Origin of the sequence: Azospirillum sp. TSH100 (genome assembly GCF_004923295.1) — a bacterium.
In the GTDB taxonomy this organism is placed as follows: Bacteria; Pseudomonadota; Alphaproteobacteria; order Azospirillales; family Azospirillaceae; genus Azospirillum.
In genome coordinates, this window is record NZ_CP039637.1 from 690607 (window position 1) to 709688 (window position 19082).

Annotated in this window: 18 protein-coding genes; 10 read left to right on the forward strand and 8 right to left on the reverse strand. The window is 67.5% G+C overall.

The window, feature by feature from the left end; all coding sequences use genetic code 11:
• Together E6C72_RS24480 and E6C72_RS24485 are read left to right on the forward strand one after the other, a co-directional pair.
• Window positions 1-1197: a CynX/NimT family MFS transporter gene (locus tag E6C72_RS24480; RefSeq protein ID WP_158280102.1), complete on the forward strand. Its 1197-nt coding sequence runs from the start codon at window positions 1-3 to the stop codon at window positions 1195-1197.
• A gap of 107 nt (window positions 1198-1304) precedes the next feature.
• Window positions 1305-1967 carry an HAD family hydrolase gene (locus tag E6C72_RS24485; protein ID WP_109084043.1) on the forward strand — a complete coding sequence of 221 codons (663 nt, stop codon included), beginning with the start codon at window positions 1305-1307 and terminating at the stop codon, window positions 1965-1967.
• Between the two features lie 33 nt (window positions 1968-2000).
• Here E6C72_RS24485 and dctA read toward each other — a convergent pair whose 3' ends face one another.
• On the reverse strand, window positions 2001-3380 hold the full coding sequence (gene dctA, locus E6C72_RS24490) for a C4-dicarboxylate transporter DctA (RefSeq protein ID WP_109084042.1): 1380 nt from the start codon (window positions 3378-3380) through the stop codon (window positions 2001-2003).
• A 28-nt stretch (window positions 3381-3408) separates the two neighbouring features.
• On the reverse strand, window positions 3409-4530 hold the full coding sequence (locus E6C72_RS24495; RefSeq protein ID WP_109084041.1) for a 4-oxalomesaconate tautomerase: 1122 nt from the start codon (window positions 4528-4530) through the stop codon (window positions 3409-3411).
• 143 nt (window positions 4531-4673) lie between these two features.
• Here E6C72_RS24495 and E6C72_RS24500 point away from each other — a divergent pair, with 143 nt between their 5' ends.
• Complete coding sequence (locus E6C72_RS24500) at window positions 4674-5564, forward strand: LysR family transcriptional regulator (RefSeq protein ID WP_109084281.1); 891 nt, start codon at window positions 4674-4676, stop codon at window positions 5562-5564.
• A gap of 11 nt (window positions 5565-5575) precedes the next feature.
• Here the strand turns inward: E6C72_RS24500 and E6C72_RS24505 are convergent, their stop codons facing one another.
• From E6C72_RS24505 to E6C72_RS24520, 4 genes are all read right to left on the reverse strand, one after another.
• Window positions 5576-6040 carry a DUF1348 family protein gene (locus E6C72_RS24505; protein WP_109084040.1) on the reverse strand — a complete coding sequence of 155 codons (465 nt, stop codon included), beginning with the start codon at window positions 6038-6040 and terminating at the stop codon, window positions 5576-5578.
• 50 nt (window positions 6041-6090) lie between these two features.
• The gene (locus tag E6C72_RS24510; protein ID WP_109084039.1) at window positions 6091-8157 is read right to left on the reverse strand and encodes a pyridoxamine 5'-phosphate oxidase family protein; all 2067 of its coding nucleotides are present in this window, start codon (window positions 8155-8157) and stop codon (window positions 6091-6093) included.
• A 46-nt stretch (window positions 8158-8203) separates the two neighbouring features.
• Window positions 8204-8815 (reverse strand): glutathione S-transferase family protein, encoded by a 612-nt coding sequence (locus E6C72_RS24515; RefSeq protein WP_109084038.1) that lies wholly within the window; start codon window positions 8813-8815, stop codon window positions 8204-8206.
• A gap of 244 nt (window positions 8816-9059) precedes the next feature.
• Complete coding sequence (locus E6C72_RS24520; protein WP_109084037.1) at window positions 9060-9419, reverse strand: hypothetical protein; 360 nt, start codon at window positions 9417-9419, stop codon at window positions 9060-9062.
• 266 nt (window positions 9420-9685) lie between these two features.
• Here E6C72_RS24520 and rbsD point away from each other — a divergent pair, with 266 nt between their 5' ends.
• From rbsD to rbsK, 6 genes are all read left to right on the forward strand, one after another.
• Window positions 9686-10105 carry a D-ribose pyranase gene (rbsD, locus tag E6C72_RS24525; RefSeq protein WP_109084036.1) on the forward strand — a complete coding sequence of 140 codons (420 nt, stop codon included), beginning with the start codon at window positions 9686-9688 and terminating at the stop codon, window positions 10103-10105.
• Window positions 10106-10119: 14 nt separating this feature from the next.
• Window positions 10120-11616, forward strand: a complete 1497-nt coding sequence (locus E6C72_RS24530; RefSeq protein ID WP_109084035.1) for a sugar ABC transporter ATP-binding protein — start codon at window positions 10120-10122, stop codon at window positions 11614-11616.
• A gap of 21 nt (window positions 11617-11637) precedes the next feature.
• Window positions 11638-12579 (forward strand): ribose ABC transporter permease, encoded by a 942-nt coding sequence (gene rbsC, locus E6C72_RS24535; RefSeq protein ID WP_109084034.1) that lies wholly within the window; start codon window positions 11638-11640, stop codon window positions 12577-12579.
• 84 nt (window positions 12580-12663) lie between these two features.
• Window positions 12664-13551: a ribose ABC transporter substrate-binding protein RbsB gene (rbsB, locus tag E6C72_RS24540; protein ID WP_109084033.1), complete on the forward strand. Its 888-nt coding sequence runs from the start codon at window positions 12664-12666 to the stop codon at window positions 13549-13551.
• A gap of 77 nt (window positions 13552-13628) precedes the next feature.
• Entirely contained in the window at window positions 13629-14645 is a 1017-nt protein-coding gene (locus E6C72_RS24545; protein WP_109084032.1) for a LacI family DNA-binding transcriptional regulator, read from the forward strand.
• Window positions 14642-15568, forward strand: a complete 927-nt coding sequence (rbsK, locus tag E6C72_RS24550) for a ribokinase (RefSeq protein WP_109084031.1) — start codon at window positions 14642-14644, stop codon at window positions 15566-15568. Before E6C72_RS24545 ends, rbsK begins: the two co-directional genes overlap by 4 nt.
• A 4-nt stretch (window positions 15569-15572) precedes the next feature.
• On the opposite strand, the gene E6C72_RS24555 is transcribed toward rbsK, so the two are convergent.
• The gene (locus E6C72_RS24555) at window positions 15573-17312 is read right to left on the reverse strand and encodes a SulP family inorganic anion transporter (protein ID WP_109084030.1); all 1740 of its coding nucleotides are present in this window, start codon (window positions 17310-17312) and stop codon (window positions 15573-15575) included.
• Window positions 17313-17411: 99 nt separating this feature from the next.
• Window positions 17412-17672 carry a helix-turn-helix domain-containing protein gene (locus E6C72_RS24560; RefSeq protein WP_109084029.1) on the reverse strand — a complete coding sequence of 87 codons (261 nt, stop codon included), beginning with the start codon at window positions 17670-17672 and terminating at the stop codon, window positions 17412-17414.
• A gap of 183 nt (window positions 17673-17855) precedes the next feature.
• On the opposite strand from E6C72_RS24560, the gene E6C72_RS24565 reads away from it, so the two are divergent.
• Entirely contained in the window at window positions 17856-19025 is a 1170-nt protein-coding gene (locus E6C72_RS24565; RefSeq protein WP_109084028.1) for a M20 aminoacylase family protein, read from the forward strand.
• The last annotated feature ends 57 nt before the right edge of the window (window positions 19026-19082 follow it).

Sequence of the window (19082 nt, forward strand, 5' to 3'; positions counted from 1 at the left end):
ATGCGTTGGTTCATCCTGGGCATCCTGTTCCTCGCCCGCACCTGCATGGCGCTGGAATTCCAGATCCTCGGCGCCGTGATGCCGTTCGCGCGGACGGATCTGGGCATCGATTATGCCGCCATGGGCCAGCTGATGGGCCTGTTCATGCTACCGGGAATCCTGCTGGCCCTGCCGGCGGGCATGCTGAGCGGCCGGTTCGGACTGAAGCGGATGGCGGTCTTCAGCCTGCTTCTGCTGGCCGGCGGCAGCGCGCTGTTCTCCGCCGGCCATGATTACGACACCGCCATGGCAGGGCGGCTGCTCGGCGGTGCCGGCAATGCGGTGCTGAGCGTTCTGGTGTCGGCGATGGTCGCCGAATGGTTCCGCGACCGCGACCTGTCGACGGCGCTGTCCATCGTGTTCATCAGCTGGCAGTTCGGGCTGGCCGTCTCGCTGGCGGTGTTCCCGGCAATCGCCGAGGCGGCCTCCTGGCGCTGGGCCTACCATCTGACGACGCTGGTCTGCCTGACGGTGGCCGTGCTGGTGACGGTCACCTACCGCTCGCCCGCCGGCACCGTCCCGGTGCGCCGAGGCATGCCCAGCCTGCGCCTGATCCTGCGGCGGCAGAGCATCCTGCCGACGCTGGCCGGCATCATCTGGACCGCCTACAATGTCGGACAGGTGATTTTCCTGACCTATGCGCCGGCCCTGCTCGCCTCCACCGGCCTGTCAGTGACCGAAGCGTCCCGCACCGTCAGCCTGACCGTGTGGGTGACCATGGCAACCATGCCGCTGGGCGGTCTGCTTACCGACCGCTCCCGCCGGCCGCTGTTGCCGGTCGCCATCGGATCGCTGGGGGCCGCGGCGGCGGGAATGGCCTTCGCCCTGGGGGCGCCACCGGTGGCGAGCTGCATTGTCGCCGGCCTGTTCCTCGGTCTGCCGGCCGGCGGCATCCTCGCGCTTCCCGCCCGGCACTCCGCCCCGGCCGACACCGCCTGGTCGCTCGGATGGTTCATGACCGTCTTCTATGTCCTGATGACCCTCATCCAGATCCTGGCCGGTCTGATCCGCGATTGGACCGGCAGCGATCTCGTCACCGTCGGGCTGGGTTGCTGCCTGCTGGCGCTGGTCGCCATCGGGCTGATCCCCTTCGAGCTGGCCCGCCGCGCCCTGCGGCCGGCTACTGCAATGGCGGCACAGCCGGCGGGCGGCGGCTGACCCATCGGCGCGGATTGCTGATGGCGGGTAAATGGATCACACTGGCCCGCCGCCGGGGCCCGCCGCCGGGCTACCGGCGGCAGTGATAAGCAGGGGATGAGCGCGGGATGGATGGCATGCTTCAGGAACGGTGGGACGCGGTCATTTTCGACTTCGACGGCGTGCTGTGCGATTCCAACCATCTGAAGGGGGAAACCTTCGCCACGCTCTATGCCGACGACAGACCGGCGGTGCAGGACGCCATCCGCGCCTATCACCGCGACAACGGCGGCATGCCGCGGCGGGAGAAGCTGGCGCGGTTCGAACGCGACCTGCTCGGCCGCGTTCTCGACGAGGAGCGGTTGGACCGTCTGGTCGACGGTTTCGCCGCGGCGGTGGAAGAGGCGGTGATCGCCTGCGCCGAGATCCCCGGTGCGACGGAGTTCCTCGCCACGCATGCTGGTCGCCCTTCCCTGTTCATCATCTCCGCCACCCCGCACGAGGAAATGCTTCGCATCGTCGAGCGGCGGGGCATGGCCGACCACTTCGTCTCGGTCCACGGCAGCCCGCCGGGCAAGGCGGAGACGGCGGCGATGCTGCTGGCCCGGCATGACCTGCGCCGCGAGCGGGTGGCGTTCGTCGGCGATGCCGTTCAGGACTATGCGGCAGCGACGGCCCTCGACCTGCCCTTCGTCGGGGTGCGAGATCGCGATGGCCGGCATCCCTTTCCCGAAGGAACGCCGACCATCGCCGATCTGCGAGACCTGACCGCGGTCCTCTCTACGCTTTAACCCCGGTCCTCCGCAGTGCCAGGCTAGGCAGGATCAGCGCGACGGCTGGGCGGACGCCTGGGCGGCCAGCGGCATGACCGGGATACCGCCCGTCGATTCAAGGGGCCGCTCGGTGGCTGCACACCCCTGGTTCAGTTCGCGGTTCAGGACCTCGCGGTCGCAGGCGTTCTCCCAGATCGAGACGATGATGCTGACGACGCAGTTGCTGATGATGCTGGTCAGGGCGCGGGCTTCGGACATGAAGCGGTCGATGCCGACCAGCAGCGCGACGCCGGCCACCGGCAGGTCCGGCATCACCGTCAGCGTGGCGACCAGGGCGACGAAGCCGCTGCCGGTGACGCCGGCGGCACCCTTGGAGGTCAGCAGCATGACGCCGAGCATGGCGAAGATCTGGCCGGCCGACAGGTGGATGTCGCAGGCCTGGGCGATGAACAGCGAGGCCAGGGTCAGGTAGATCGCCGTGCCGTCCAGGTTGAAGGAATAGCCCATCGGCAGCACGAGACCGGACACGCCCTTCTTACAGCCCAGCGCTTCCAGCTTCTGCAACACACGCGGCAGGACCGGTTCGGACGACGAGGTGCCGAGCACGATCAGCAGTTCCTCGCGGAAGTAACGCAGGACCTTCCACAGGCTGAAGCCGTGCAGCCGGGCCAATGTGCCGATGATCGCCACCAGGAAGAAGACGCAGGCGACATAGAAGGTCAGGATCAGCAGGCCGAGCGAGCCGATGCTGTTGATGCCGTATTTGCCGACGGTGAAGGCCATCGCGCCGAAGGCGCCGATCGGGGCCAGCTTCATGATGAAGCCGAAGGCGGCGAACAGCACGTGGGAGAAGGAGTCGATGCCCTGGACCACCGGCTCGCCGGCCTTGCCGACCCGCGTCAGCCCGAAGCCGACCAGCACGGAGATCAGCAGCACCGGCAGCACCTCGCCCTCGGCGAAGGCGCCGAAGAAGGAATGCGGGATGATGTGCAGCACGAAGTCGGAGAAGCCGACCGGCGCCGCCTGCTTGGCGTAGCGCGCCGCCACCGCGGGGTCGAGCGACGACGGCGACACATGCATGCCGACGCCGGGCTCGATGATCAGAACCGCCGCCAGCCCGATGAGTAGCGCCGCCGCCGTCAGCGCATAGAACAGCGCCATCGACTTGACCAGCGTCTTGCCGATCTCGCGGGTGTCGTTGAGGCTGGTGATGCCGCTGACGATGGTGCAGAAGACCACCGGCGCGATCATCATCTTGACCAGCTTGACGAATCCGTCACCCAGCGGCTTCAGGGACGCCCCGAAATCCGGCCAGAAATGGCCGGCCAGGATTCCCAGGGTCAGACCCACGACGACCTGGAAATAGAGGGCCTTGTAAATGGACTTGGATTTGGTCGCCGCCGGGGTATGGATGCCCGCTTCTGAACGCATTGCGTTTCCTCCTCTGTATGCTGTTGCGTCAGGCCGCCAGGGCGGCCTGCGGCGGGGCCGGCGGCCGTGCGAACACGGTTCCCTCGAACAGGCGCCGCGCGGTGCGCAGGATGCTGGCGATCGGGGCGGCAGTTGTCAGGGTAGAGTGGCCGGCCCCAGCTTCAAGACGGACGGTCAGCTGACCGGCCGGATGTTCGAATGTGACGTCTCCGGGCATGTTGAACCGCCCCACCAGGGCGGCGGCAACAGTTCCCGGAATGGTGCAGGCGGTCGCGGTCGCGACGGCGCCGGTGATGGCCAATGCCCGATGGCAGTCGTGCGGCATGAAATAGCGCACGGACAGCGTGCCGCCGCGCGTCGGCGGGGCCAGCAGGACCGGCTTGGGGATCACCATGCCGGCCGTGTTGTGAAAGCCCATGCGGCGGCCAGCCTCGATGCGCAGCGCCTCCAGCCGGGCCATGAACGCGCGGTCGGCCCGGTAGCTGTCGGTCGGCTCGTGGCCGGTCTTGCCGAGGTCGGCGGCGCGGACCAGCATCACCGGGATGGCGGCATCGATGCAGGACACCTCGATGCCGCCAATCAGGTCGGCCGGCGCACCGGTCGGCAGCAGCCGGCCGGTGTTGGCGCCGGCGGCATCCAGAAAGGAGAGGTGAATGGGGGCGGCGGTACCGGGAACGCCGTCGATCACGGCCTCGCCCTCATAGACCACCTGTCCGCCGGGGGTCTGGATCCGGGCCTCGATCAGCTTGCCGGTGTTGACGTTGTGGATGCGCACCACCGTGACGCCGTCTACGGCCGGGACCAGCCCGGACTCGATGGCGAAGGGACCGACGGCGGCCAGCATGTTGCCGCAATTGGGCGAGGTGTCGACCACGCCCTCCTGCACCCGCACCTGGGCGAACAGGTAATCCACATCCGCACCGGGCCGGGTGGCGGGACCGACGATGGCGGCCTTGCTGGTCAGCGGGTTGCCGCCGCCGATGCCGTCGATCCCGAGATCGTTCCCCGCCCCCATCACCGAAAGCAGGAGCGCATCGCGTTCCGCCGGGAGGGCGGGAAGGTCGGACGCCAGGAAGAAGGGCCCGCGGGAGGTCCCGCCGCGCATCATCACGCAGGGAATGCCGATCTGGCGGTTCGTCGGATTGGTCATGGCGCTTGGTTTCTCTTGAGGTCGCCAACGGGCGAGGAAAGCCGATGCGCCGATAGTCTGATCGCGAACCATATTTGTGAAATGCATTGATTCTGGGTATTATTCCATTTCACGCATCAATGCAGGTGCCGGTGGAGCTGGGCATGAACTTCGAGCTGGTGGATCTGAAGGCCTTCGTGGCGGTGGCGGAACTGGGCAGCTTCAACCGTGCCGCGGAGCTGCTGAACCTGTCGCAGCCGGCGCTCAGCCGCCGCATCCAGAAGCTGGAGGACATGCTGGGCGTGGCGCTGTTCGAGCGCTCGACCCGCCATGTCGCGCTGACGATGGTAGGGCGCGACTTCATGCCGAAGGTCCGGCGCTTCCTGGACGAATTTGAAACCTCACTGCTGGGGATCAGCGATCTCGGCGCGCGCAGCGGCGGCCAGATCACCATCGCGTCGGTTCCGACGGCGGTGTTCTATTTCCTCCCCAACGCGATCAGCCGATTCAGCATCGCCTTCCCGCGCATTCGCATCCGCATCCTGGATCTCGGCGCCAACGAGGGGCTGGAGGCGGTTGCGCGCGGCGAGGCCGATTTCGGCATCAACTTCATCGGCACCTCGCACCCGGACATCGAATTCACGCCGTTGGCCGAGGATCCCTTCGTCGTCGCCTGCCGGCACGACCATCCGCTTGCATCGCGACAGGTGGTGAACTGGGAGGAGCTGGCGGCCCACCGGGTCATCACGGTGGGCCGGACCAGCGGCAACCGGGCGCTGATCGACAACGCCCTGGCGCAGCACGGCCTGAAGATGAGCTGGTCCTACGAGATCACGCACCTCGCCAGTTCGCTCGGGCTGGTGGAGGCGGGGCTTGGCGTCGCGGTGCTGCCCAAGCTTGCCACCCCCTCCTCCGGCCATCCCATCATCATGACGCTGCCGCTGGGCCATCCAAAGATATCCCGGACGATCGGCGTCGTCAGACGGCACGGCGCCATCCTTTCACCGATGGCGGCGCGCTTTCTCGAAGTTCTGCTCGGCAGTTGGAGGCTTTAAAGGGGGAGGCTTTAAAAGCCGAAGTGGCTGAGACCGGGATGGTCGTCGGGCCGGCGGCCGAGCGGCCAGTGGAACTTGCGGTCCGCCTCGGCGATCGGGTGTTCGTTGATGCTGGCGTGCCGGGCGCGCATCAGCCCATCCTCGGCGAACTCCCAATTCTCGTTGCCATAGGCGCGGTACCACTGGCCGCTGTCGTCGCGATACTCGTACGCGTAGCGCACGGCGATGCGGTTCCCGGCAAAGGCCCAGAGTTCCTTGATCAGCCGGTATTCAAGCTCCCTGTTCCACTTGCGGGTGAGGAAGGCCTGAACCTCGGCGCGGCCGGTCACGAACTCGGCGCGATTGCGCCAGCGGCTGTCCGCGGTATAGGCGAGAGCGACCTTCGCCGGATCGCGGCTGTTCCAGCCGTCTTCGGCAAGCCGGACCTTCTCGATCGCGGAGTCTTCGGTGAAGGGGGGAAGCGGCGGACGGGACATGGCAGGCTCCTTGAATTGAGAAGGGTGAGTTGAATAAAGGGGTGAAGGGGTCAGAGGGCGAGTTGGATGCGGTTCTCCTCATCCAGCCCCACCTCGGCAGGAACGGCGCTGCAGATCAGGACCTCGTCCTCGGCGACGCTGGCGCCGGGTTCGCGGATGTAGGTCACCGCCCCCTTGAGCAGCTTGGTCCGGCAGGTGCCGCAGGTGCCTTCGCGGCAGCTGTATTCCGGCTCCAGGCCGCGGGCTTCCGCCAGTTCCAGCAAGCTGCCGGAAGCGGGTGTCCAGCGATCCTCCTTCAGGGAGGTCATGAAGGCCACCGGCACCGGCCTGGTCGACGACGGGGGACGGACGGCGGGTGCGGCGCCGGTATCGGCCGTGCGCTTCAACGACGACGGCCCGAAGGCTTCGGCATGGATGCGTCCGTCGGCGATGTTGCGGCCCCGCAACCCGTCATAGAGCGCCTGCGTGAAGGACGGCGGGCCGCACAAGTAGAAGTCGTAGTCGTCGAACGGCAGGAAACGGGTCAGCAGGGCCATGTCGATGCGGCCGGCCGCGTCATAATCGACGCCTTCCTCGGCCGCGCCGGGATCGCTGAGAACCCGAATCCATCTGACGGCTCCCTGCGCGGCGCTCACCAGTTCGGCGATCTCCCGGTCGAAGGGACGGTCGGATTTCGACCGCGCGGCCTGGATCAGGATGGCCGGCCGCATCCGCCGCTTGCGCAGCCCCTCATAGACGACGTGGCGCAGCATCGCCAGCAGCGGCGTGATCCCGATGCCGCCGGCCAGCAGCACCGCGGGCCGCGACCCATGGGGGTCGATGGTGAAACCGCCGTCCGGTGCCCGCGCTTCGATGAGGTCGCCGGCACGGATGGTGTCATGGAGATGACGCGACACCAGCCCGTCCCGCTTGACGCTGATGCGGTAAAGGCCGTCGGATGGTGCGGCGGACAGGGTGTAGGTGCGGACGATAGGCTTCTCCGAGCCGGGAACCGTCACGCGGATCGGCAGATGCTGGCCGGCGGCATGGGGGAGCAGGCCCGCTCCATCGGCCGGTTGCAGGTGGAAGGAGCGGATCTCCGGCGTCTCATCGACGATTGTCGTCACCCGGTAGGGCCGCCAGTTCTTCGACAGGTCGGCCGCCCGCAACCGGTCCGCCGCCTGCGTCCAATCCCCGGTCATCAGCGCGTTGGGGGACCAGCCCTCCTTGCGGAAGGACCAGCGCAGGGCCAACGCCCCGACCCGGCGCAGGATGCGGCGCGGCCGGAAATTCCACAGCCGCTCGGCACCCTGGAAGGCCGCGATCTCCGGCGAGTCGAGGATCACCTCGGCATCGCCGGTCATCTGCAACAGGTCGCCGCTTTCATAATCGACAAAGACCAGCCCGGCCTTGCCGTTGAGGACGATGTTGCCGAGGGTCGAGAAGAACAGGTTGCCGTTGAAATCGGGCACCGTCAGGGTGCCGTCCTCCGCGACGCGGACGAAGCCCGCCTTGCCGCCGCGGTGCGACACGTCGACCTGCCGGCGTTCCGCCCGGTCGGCGTAGGTCGCGACGAAGAAGGCATCGGCCGCCGCGATCATGGTGCGCGCAGTGTCGTCGAGCCTGGGCAATACTTCCATCGCCGCCGTGAAGGGCTCCTCCGGCTCCCGGGCACAGGCGAAATCGCGCAGCTGGATATAGCGGGGGCAGTTGCCAAAGCTCTGGTCGACATCGACCCGAAATCCGGAGCCGTCGGCGGTAAGAATGCCGTTCATGCGGTTGCGGCGGCGGGTGTGCATCTCGATGCCCAGCAGGCCGACGGGATCGCCGTCGCGCATGCCCGCGCCCGCCGGATCACCGGGGTCGGCATGGGCGGCGATGTCGAGCCTTGTTGGCGTCGGGGACGACAGGAAGCCCGGCTTGCCGACCAGGAGCGTGGCCCACGGATCCCCCGCGGGATCGACGCTGCCCAGCACGATGAAAGGAAGCTGGGCATAGAAATCGCGGTGCTGGTCGGGCATATGGTCGCGGATCACCCGCTGGCCGACGGCCTCCATCCGTTCGGCCACCCCCAGCTTCCGCTGGATGAACAGCTCACCCTCATGCCATGCCGGCAGTGTCTTCAGTGTCGCGGTCATCGTCGGTGTCCCATGCTGGGGGTCGCGGGCTTGTCCGGATGTCGGTTCAGGCGGCGAGACCGGCGGGGGTCTGCGCGAAGGGGACGAAGCCCGGCAGGCCCTCGATACGGCGGAGGAAAGCCCCGACCGCCGGGTAGCCGGAGAGATCGACGTTGCCTTCCGGCGCCCGGGCGACGTAGCTGTAGATCGCGACGTCCGCGATCGTCGCATGGTCGCCGACCAGCCAGTCCTGCCCGCTCAGCCGGCTTTCGAGCCGGGCCAGCAGGGTGTGAGCCCGGCCGATGACCTCGTCGGCGTTGAACTTCGCCCCGAACACGGTGACGAGCCGGGCCGCCGCCGGGCCGTAGGCGACCTCGCCGGCCGCCACCGAAAGCCAGCGCTGGACCGCCGCCGCACCGCTGGGGTCTTCCGGCAACCAGTCGCCGCGCCCCGCCTTCTTGGCGAGATAGACCAGGATCGCGTTCGAATCGGCGACGATGACACCGTCGTCGTCCAGGACCGGCACCTGGCCGAAGGGGTTGAGCTTCAGGAAATCTGGGCTCTTGTGCGCCCCCGCCATGAGGTCGATCTCGACCAGTTCATGGGGCAGGCCGAGAAGCGAGACGAACAGACGCGCACGATGCGCGTGGCCCGACAGGGGGTGGTGATAGAGCTTCATGTCCAACTCCGGTGATCCGTCGAACGGGGTCATTCCCGTTGCGCATCACCAGACTGCGTCATTCGCCCCGTGACGGGAATGACTGGACTTGGCACTTCATCCTTGCGTGGATTGGAATAATCTTCCCCCCTACTCGGCTGTCATCCCCGCGGAGGAGGGGATGACAGCCGAGAAAAGTCCGTAATGAAATCTGATCTCAAGCAACTCTCAGCAGGATTCGAAAAGTCTCAGCTGTGACAGGCAATCATTTGCGCGGGCACGTCTTGATCTCGTCTTCGCTGATCGAGAACGCGTAGGCTTCCGTCCCCGACAGGGTGACGTTGCGCAGGACGCATTTCCGGCCCTTCTTGTCCTTCATGCTGACATCCCAGATGCCGGGCTTGACGTCGCTGAGCTTCAGCCGCTCGTCGGCCTCCACCGTCTTGTCCTTGTCGTTCAGCGTCTGGTTCTTGCCCCATTTGTTGGTGCCGGGCTCGGCCAGCTTCAGTTCGGTGATGGTCTCGCTGGTCAGGTTCCAGAACTTCAAGGTCTGGGTGGTCTGAGCCTGTGCGGTCGTGGTCAGTGATCCCACGCAGAGAGCAAGAATGAGACTGTAGCGCTTCATGGCGTTTCCCCCTTGGCTTGTGCCGGAGTTCCCAGTTTGGCAATGGGTCGCACGGAAACGAAATTGGACATTGGAATTAGTTGACCACGCGAACAGCTCCAGCAGCACCCCCCAGTGCCAGCCCCGCTGCCGCGTCCTCTCCCACAGACTGACGACACAAACTCCGCACCTCGCACAATTGACGCAACGCAGCAAAGCAAACGTTTGCGCAAACGTTTCGATGACGCTAGGGTTGCCCCGTTCTGCCCTGTTGGAGCCGCTTTGCCATGAAAAGGATTGGCCTTCTCAATGCCCCGCTCAGCCACGCGATCGCCTCGCTGGGCCATACGCAGGCGTTGGCCATCGCCGATGCCGGGCTGCCCATCCCGACAGGGCCGGAGCGGATCGACCTTGCGGTGATGCCGGGGCTGCCGACTTTCCTTCAGGTCCTCGACGCGGTCGCGGAGGAAATGATGGTGGAGCGCGTGGTGATCGCGGCCGAGATGGAGGCCATCAACCCGTCCCTGCGTGCGGAACTGGCCAAGCGGCTGGACGACATGGCCGCCGCCCAGGGCCGCGCCATTGCGCTGGACGAGGTTCCTCACGAGGAGTTCAAGCGCTTGACGGTCGCCGCATCCACCATTGTGCGCACGGGCGAATGCAGCCCCTACGCCAACATCCTTCTCTATTCCGGCGTAACCTTCTGACCGGGGAGAGCGTGATGGATCCCCAGTCCGGATTCCTGCTCGACCTCCAGGGGGTCGGCAAGGGCTTCAACGGCGTGACCGTGCTCGACGGGGTGGATTTCCGCCTGCGCGCCGGCGAGGTCATGGCCCTGATCGGCGAGAATGGTGCCGGCAAATCGACGCTGATGCGGATCATCACCGGCATCGTCCAGCCCGATTCCGCCAGCGCGATGACGTTCCGCGGACAATCGGTGAAGTTCACCGCCCCGCGGCAGGCGATCGACGCCGGCATCGCGATGATCCACCAGGAGCTGAACCTGCTGCCGCATCTGTCGGTGGCCGACAACATCTGGCTGGGGCGGGAGCCACGGAACCGGCTGGGCCTGATCGACCGCGGCCGCATGCGGCGCGAGGCCAAGGCCCTGCTGGAGCGGCTGCGCCAGACCATCGACCCCGACCGGCCGGTCGGCAGCCTCAGCGTCGGCCAGCAGCAGATGGTGGAGATCGCCCGCGCCCTGTCATTGAATGCCGAACTCATCATCATGGACGAGCCGACCGACGCCCTGACCGACGTCGAAACCGCCGTCCTGTTCGAGGTGATCCGGGGCCTGAAGGCGGACGGCAAGGGCATCGTCTACATCTCGCACCGGCTGGGCGAAATCTTCGCGCTGTGCGACAGCGTCACCGTGCTCCGCGACGGCCATATGGTCCATCGCGGCGCCGTCGCCGATCTCGACGAGGCGGCGCTGATCCGCCACATGGTCGGCCGCTCCATCACCGACCAGTACCCCTACCTGCCCTGCCCCGCCGGGCCGGAGCGGCTGGCGGTGGAGGGGGTGAGCGCCGATGGCGTGACCGAGGTCAGCTTCACCGCCGCGGGCGGCGAGATTCTCGGGTTCGCCGGGCTGATGGGTGCCGGCCGCACCGAACTGGGCAAGGCGATCTTCGGCGCCAGCCGCCTGCGCTCCGGCAGCGTCCGCGTCGACGGGGCCGAGGTGCGGCTACGCCATCCCCGCGACGGCGTTGCCGCCGGCATCGCCTATGTGCCGGAGGACCGCAAGGCGGAGGGGCTGATCCAGGCCCATTCGATCCGCACCAACATGTCGCTTGCCGCCCTCACTCGGCTCTGCGGCCCAGGCGGGGTCGTCCGGCGGACGGACGAGCGCAGCGCCGTCGACCGCTTCATGTCCGCCTTCTCCGTCAAGGCGCATGGCATCGGGGCGGAGGTGCGGACCCTGTCCGGCGGCAACCAGCAGAAGATCTCGCTGGCCAAGGCGCTGATGCTGTCGCCCAAGGTGGTGATCCTCGACGAGCCGACGCGCGGTGTCGATGTCGGTGCCCGACGCGAGATCTACGGCCTCATCAACGATTTGAAGGCCAAGGGCCTGTGCATCCTGCTGATGTCGTCGGACATGCCGGAACTGCTGGGCCTGTCGGACCGCATCCTCGTCATGGCGGGCGGCCGGATCACCGGCCGCTTCGGCCGCGACGAGGCGACCCAGGAAAAGATCATGGCCTGCGCCATCGCCTGACGGCCAGGAAGAGAGACGACGATGACCACGCTGATACGCTTCCTGTCCCGCAACAAGCCGCTGGTCGGCCTGATCGTGCTGATGGCCGCCGTCGCGTTCATGAGCCCCAGCTTCCTGACCGTCGACAATCTGCTGAACATCCTGCGGCAGACCTCGATCAACGCGGTGATCGCGGTCGGCATGACCTATGTCATCCTGTCCGGCGGCATCGACCTGTCGGTCGGCTCGGTTCTGGCCTTCTGCGGTGCCGTCTGCGCCTGGCTGGTGGCCGGCGACCTGTCGATCTGGCTGGCGATCCCGCTCAGCCTGCTGCTGGGCGCCGGGCTGGGCGCCGTCAACGGCGTCGTCATCGGCACCGGCGGCGTGCAGCCCTTCGTCGCCACGCTGGTCGCCATGACCATGCTGCGCGGCGCCACCCTGGTCTTCACCGACGGGCGGCCGATCACCACCGGAACCGGCGCATCCGCCGATGCCTTCTGGGGTGTCGGTGGCGGCTATCTGCTCGGCATTCCGGTGCCGGTGGTGGTGGCGGCCGTGGTCTTCGCCGTCTGCGGCCTGATCCTGACCCGCACCCGCTTCGGCCGCTACACCTATGCGGTCGGCGGCAACGAGGTGGTGGCGCGGCTGTCCGGCATCCGCGTCAACCTTGAGAAGACGACGATCTACGCCCTGTCGGGCCTGCTGGCGGCGCTGGCCGGCGTCATCCTGACCGCCCGTCTGGAAAGCGCACAGCCGACCGCCGGCGCCGGGTACGAACTGGACGCCATCGCCGCCGTCGTGGTCGGCGGCACCAGCCTGTCCGGCGGCAAGGGCACGCTGTTCGGCACGCTGGTCGGCGCCCTCATCATCGGGGTGCTGAACAACGCGCTGAACCTGATGGACGTCTCCTCCTATTACCAGATGATCGCAAAGGGCGCGGTCATCCTGCTCGCGGTGCTCGCCGACAGCCGCAAGTCGTCGTGAGGCGACCCCGTTTCCAGATCGGCGTCCCCCGGTTCCCTTGGGGTCCAACTGCACCAACAAGAACGATGAGGAAGGAATCCAACCATGCGTAAGCTTCTGACCGCGGCCACCGTCGCCGCCCTGCTCGCCTCGGCCAACGCCGCCACCACCGCCCACGCGGCCGACACCATCGCGCTGGTCGTCTCGACCCTGAACAACCCCTTCTTCGTCACGCTGAAAAACGGGGCGGAGAGCAAGGCCAAGGCGCTGGGCTACAATCTGCTGGTCCTCGATTCCCAGAACGACCCGGCCAAGGAGCTGGCCAACGTCGAGGACGTGGTGAACAAGAAGGTCAAGCTGCTGCTGGTCAACCCGACCGATTCCGACGCCGTGCGCTCGGCGGTCCGCTCGGCCAACCGCGCCAAGATTCCGGTGGTGACGCTCGACCGCTCGGCCAACGGCGGCGAGGTCGCGTCGCACATCGCCTCGGACAACGTCGCCGGCGGCCGGATGGCAGGCCAGCTTGTGGTCGACATGCTGAAGGGCCAGGGCGCCGTGGTGGAGCTTCAGGGCCTGCCGGGCGCCTCGGCCGCCCGCGATCGCGGCAAGGGCTTCCACGAGGCGGTGGACAAGGCCAGCGGCCTGAAGGTGGTGGCGAGCCAGCCGGCCGACTTCGACCGCACCAAGGCGCTGAACGTGATGGAAAACATCCTCCAGGCCCAGCAGAAGATCGACGTGGTCTTCGCCCACAATGACGAGATGGCGCTGGGTGCGGCCAAGGCGATCCAGGCCTCCGGCCGCAAGATCCCGGTGGTCGGCTTCGACGGCACCGACGAGGGCGTCGCCGCGGTCAATGCCGGCGCCCTGGCGGCGACCGTCGCCCAGCAGGCCGGCCTGATCGGCGAGAAGGGTGTCGAGACCGCCGACAAGGTGCTGAAGGGCGAGAAGGTCCCGGCCTTCACGCCGGTTGAGTTGAAGATGGTGACGAAGTAAAGCACGAGCCCGTCCCCGCCGGCACAGCCGACGAGGCTTGTGCCGGCGGGGGACGGAACCTTGGGGAGAGCGGCGGCATGGTGACGATCAGGGATGTGGCCCGCGAGGCCGGCGTGTCGATGAGCACGGTTTCCCACGTCATCAACGCCACCCGCTTCGTGGCGCCGGAAACCGAACAGCTGGTGCGCGCCGCCATCGAGCGGCTGGGCTACACCCCGAACGGCATCGCCCGCGCGCTGAAGGGCAACCGCACCCGCACGCTGGGAATGATCGTCACGGCGAGTTCCAACCCCTTCTTCGCCCACGTGATTCACGGGCTGGAAACGGTCAGTTCCGACCGCGGCTACAGCCTGATCCTGTGCAACACCGACGACGAGCCCGACAAGCAGCTGCGCGCCTTCGAGGCGCTGCACAACCGCCGGATCGACGGGCTTGCGGTGATGACCAGCAACGCCGATCCCGAATTCCTCGACGACGTGCAGGGCCGCGCGAAGGATCTGCCGCTGCTGCTGCTCGACACCGATCCGCGGCCGGGCGCCTGCACGGTGACCGACGATTCGGTTCTGGGCGGACGGCTCGCCGCCCGGCTGCTGGCGGAGCGCGGCTTCCGCCGCATCGCCTGCATCACCGGGCCGGGGCGTCATCCCCGCTCCCGCGCCCGTCTCGCCGGTTTCGTCGAGGAGTTGGGCAAGGCCGGCCTGATGCTGGAACCGGCGCTGCTGCGCGAGGCTGACCTGACCATCACCGGTGGCTATGCCGCAGCTGCCGACCTGCTCGACTCAGGCAAGGCGCCGGAGGCGGTCTTCGCCTTCAACGACCTGATGGCGGCCGGCGTGCTGCGCGCGGCGGCGGAACGCGGGCTGGCCGTGCCGGACCGGCTGTCGGTGCTGGGCTATGACGACATCGAACTGGCCGCCTATCTCACCCCGCCGCTCTCCACCATCCGCCAGTCCGCGGGCCTGCTCGGCGCCCGCGCGGCGGAATTGTTGATCGACCATCTCGAAGACGGCCGGCCCCTGCCGGACCTGTTGTCCCTGCCGCCCGACCTCGTGCTCCGCGCCTCGGTCGGCTGGCCCAGCGCGAGGCTATCATGACCGCAAATCGTCCTATCGTCGTCTTCGGCAGCGTCAACATCGACGTCTGCGCCTATTCCGACCGTCTTCCGCGGCCCGGCGAGACCGTGCACGGCACCGGCTATGCCATGGGGCTGGGCGGCAAGGGCGCCAACCAGGCGGCGGCCGCCGCCCGCCTGGGCGGAACGGTCGAGATGGTCGGCCGCACCGGCGGCGATGCCTTCGGCGAGATGGCGCGCGGCCGGCTGGCCGGCTTCGGCGTGCGGACCGGCCAGCTGTCGAACGACCCGGCCAACCCCACCGGCATCGCGGTGATCGGCGTCGAGTCCTCCGGCGAGAACTGCATCACCGTGGTCGGCGGCGCCAACATGGCGGTCAGCGAGCAGGATGTGGCCCAGGCCGCCCCGCTGTTCGGCACCGCCGCCGTCCTGCTGCTTCAGCTGGAAATCCCGCTCGCGGCCGCGCTGGCCGGAGCGGCCGCAGTGCGGGCCGGCGGTGGCCGCATCATCCTGGACCCGGCACCGGCCCCGCATGGCGGGCTCGCCGCCGACGTCTTCCGGGCGGTCGACGCCATGACGCCGAACGAGACCGAGACCGAATCCCTGGTCGGGCTACGGCCGACCAATCCGGACGAGGCCGCCGCCGCCGCGGAACGTCTGGCCGAGCGAGGCCTGTCCATCGCCATCGTCAAGATGGGCGGAAAGGGCGTCTATTTCCGCGGCCTGGGCCAGCAGGGCTTCATCCCGCCCTTCCCGGTGACGCCGATCGATACGGTGGCGGCCGGCGACTGCTTCAACGGCGGGCTCGCCTTCGCGCTGGCGCGTGGTGACGATCTGGCCGGCGCCGTCCGCTTCGCCTCCGCCTGCGGCGCGCTCGCCACCACCCGCGCCGGTGCCGCGGAGTCGGCCCCGACGCTGGCGGAGGTGATGTCGCTGATGGGGTGAGACCCTATACGGCGTCCTGCGACAAGGTTCCGCCCCCGGCATTCGGGCTGGCATCGCCGCGCCGCAGCTTGTGCAGGCAGACCTCGATCGTCCGCTCGTAACCGACCAGGGGCGGCTTCAGCCCGTGGTTGAACAGTTCCTGCCGCAGCGTGTGGCTGGTCCCCGTCAGGATCACCTTCACGTCGCGGCGGGCCGCCTTGTGGGCCAGGCCCTCGATCGTGTTGGCCGCCGTCGAGTCGAGGAACGGCACCGCGGTGAAATCGACGATCAGCACCCGGTGGGTATCGGAAATGCGGTCTAGCACCGACCCGATCGACGCCGCCGCCCCGAAGAAGAACACGCCGGAGATGCGGTAGATCACCACCTCGGGATCGGCGGCGGCCTGATCGTAGGGCTTGCGGGCGACGATGGCGCCGTCGGCACTGTCCTCCGCCACGAAGGGCGTCTGGCTTTCGATCGCCGTGATCGTCGACATCCGGTGGATGAACAGCACGGAACCGAGCGCGAAGCCGATGACGATGGCTTCGGTAAGGCCGGTGAAGATGGTCAGCAGGAAGGTGGTCAGCAGCACCGCCGCATCTCCGCGCGAGCCGCGCAGCAGCGAGGCGAAGGCCGGCTTCTCCACCATGTTCCAGGACACGACCGCCAGGACGCCGGCGAGGCTGGCGAGCGGGATGAAGCTGGCCAGCGGTGCCGCCACCAGAATGAAGACCAGCAGGAAGGCGGCATGCAGCATGCCGGCGAGCGGTCCATGGGCGCCGGCGCGCACGTTGGTCGCCGTGCGGGCGATGGTGCCGGTGACGCAGATGCCGCCGAACAGGGATGACGCGACGTTGGCGATGCCCTGCCCGACCAGTTCACAGTTGGAGCGGTGGCGGCGTCCGGTCATGCCGTCGGCGACCACCGCAGACAGCAGCGATTCGATGGACCCCAGCAACGCGAACGAAATGGCGCTCGGCAGCACCGCCTGAATCTTCTCCAGGCTGATCGCCGGCAGGCTGGGCATCGGCAGGCCGGAAGGAATGCCGCCGAATTTCGTGCCGATCGTCTCGATGTTCAGACCGAGTGCGGCTGTCACCGCAGCGCTGGCGGCGACAGCGATCAGCATGCCCGGCCAGTGGGGCCGCACCGCCTTCAGACCGGTGATGACGCCGACCGTCGCCAGGGCCAGAGCGACCGAGGCCGGATCGGCCGTCGGCAGCGCCGACCACAGCACCGGCAGCTTTTCAAGCAACGGCCCCGGCTCCGGCCCGGCCAGGGTCAGTCCGAGCAGATCCTTGATCTGGCTGGCGAAGATGATCACGGCGATGCCGGCGGTGAAGCCGACCGTCACCGGATAGGGCATGAATTTGATGTAGGTGCCCAGTTGCAGCAGGCCGATGGCCGCCAGTATCAGGCCGGACAGCAGGGTGGCGAGGATCAGACCGTCCATGCCGTGCGCCTGCACCGTGGCGGCGACCAGCACGATGAAGGCGCCGGCGGGACCGCCGATCTGGAACCGGCTGCCGCCCAGGGCAGAGACGATGAAGCCGCCGAAGATCGCGGTGTAGAGCCCCTGTGCCGGTGAAGCGCCCGATGCGATGGCGATCGCCATCGACAGCGGAAGCGCCACGATCGCCACCGTCAGGCCGGCGATGGCGTCGGCGCGGAGATGGGAGAGCCCGTAGCCCTCGCGCAGGATGGTGACGAGCTTGGGCGTGAAAAGTTCGGCGAAACTGGGTTGATGGGAAGTCGGTGCTGTCATCTGTCCGGCGGCCTTCTGGATAAGGCGGCGGGATCGTCGGCATCAGGTCGGCGGTCGCCGTCGCGCGGTCGATGGATGTTTAGATATTGGGAGTTGGCGTCAGGGCTTTGGTGCAGGCGTTTTCAGTCGGACGCCGCGACCGCCGGCAACGCTCTGGGCATTGTCGCCGATCAGTTCGATGCCGGCGGAATCGAGGGCCTCCACCACCCTGGTCAGGCTTTCGACGACGCCGCGCACATTGCCGTCGCTCGCCTCCATGCGCTGGATGGTCGGGACGGAAAGGCCGGCCAACTCGGCCAGCGTCTTCTGATCGATGCCTAGAAGCGCGCGGGCGGCGCGCAGCTGCGATGCCGTGATCATCCCCTACCCCGCAGATACATGCAAACCGGTATCTGAAATATACATTATGATGTTTTAAACGTCACTAAAGATGTTTGAGATCGGTATGGCGCCGGACACCTCCGACGAAATAGACCGTTCCGGTTCCGGCATAAATTCGGCAGGATTGGTTCAGGAGTTTGCTGAAACAAAGGGATAGGGACGATGGACGGGATGGTGTCGGAGCTGGAGCGGCTGACGGCGGACATGACGGCTTGGCGGCGCGATCTGCACGCCCATCCGGAAACCGCCTTCGAGGAGCAGCGGACCAGCGACTTCGTGGCGGAAAAGCTGACCTCCTTCGGGCTGGAGGTTCACCGCGGCCTTGCCAAGACCGGTCTGGTCGGGATCCTGCGCAACGGTGAGGGGCCAATGGTCGGCTTCCGCGCCGACATGGATGCGCTGCACATCCACGAGGAAACCAACCTTCCACACAGCTCGCGCAATCCCGGACGCATGCACGCCTGCGGGCATGACGGTCACACGGCGATGCTGCTGGGTGCAGCCCGCTACCTGACCGAACATCCCGACCTGTTCCAGGGCACCATCGTCTTCATCTTCCAGCCGGCCGAGGAGAATGAGGGCGGCGGCCGGGTGATGGTGGAGGAAGGGCTGTTCGACCGCTTCCCCGTCGAAAAGGTCTTCGGCATGCACAATTGGCCGGGACTGGAGGTCGGCCGCATCGCGCTGCGCCCCGGTCCGCTGATGGCCGCCTACGACATCTTCGAGCTGACCCTGACCGGCAAGGGCACCCACGCCGGCATGCCGCATATGGGAACCGACACGATCATGGTCGGCAGCCAGATCGTCTCGGCCCTCCAGACCATCGCCAGCCGCAGCGTCCATCCCATCGATTCGGCGGTGGTCAGCGTCACGCAGTTCCACGCCGGCGACACGTGGAATGTCCTGCCCGGCACCGCCGTTCTCCGCGGCACGGTCCGGACCTTCCGGCCGGAGGTGCAGGATCTGGTGCAGCGCCGCATGGGCGAGGTGGCAGCCGCCATCGCCGCCGGATTCGGAGTCGAGGCCAGCCTGCGTTACGAACGGCGCTATCCCCCCACCACCAACAGCGCCGCGGAGACCGAACTGGCCCGCCGGGCGGCGGCTCGCGTGGTCGGAGAAGAATCCCTCGACCTCGACCCGATGCCCAGCATGGGGGCGGAGGATTTCTCCTTCATGCTGCAAAAGCGTCCGGGCTGCTACATCTGGGTTGGTGCGGGGCCGTCCGACCAGGGACGCAACTTGCACAGCCCCCACTATGATTTCAACGATGCGGTGCTGCCGATCGGCGCCAGCTATTGGGTGAGGCTGGCGGAAACCGTCCTGCCGAAATGATCCAGATCATGTACAAACCGGCCAAATTCCCCACGAAGGCGCGTGACATGAAAAAAT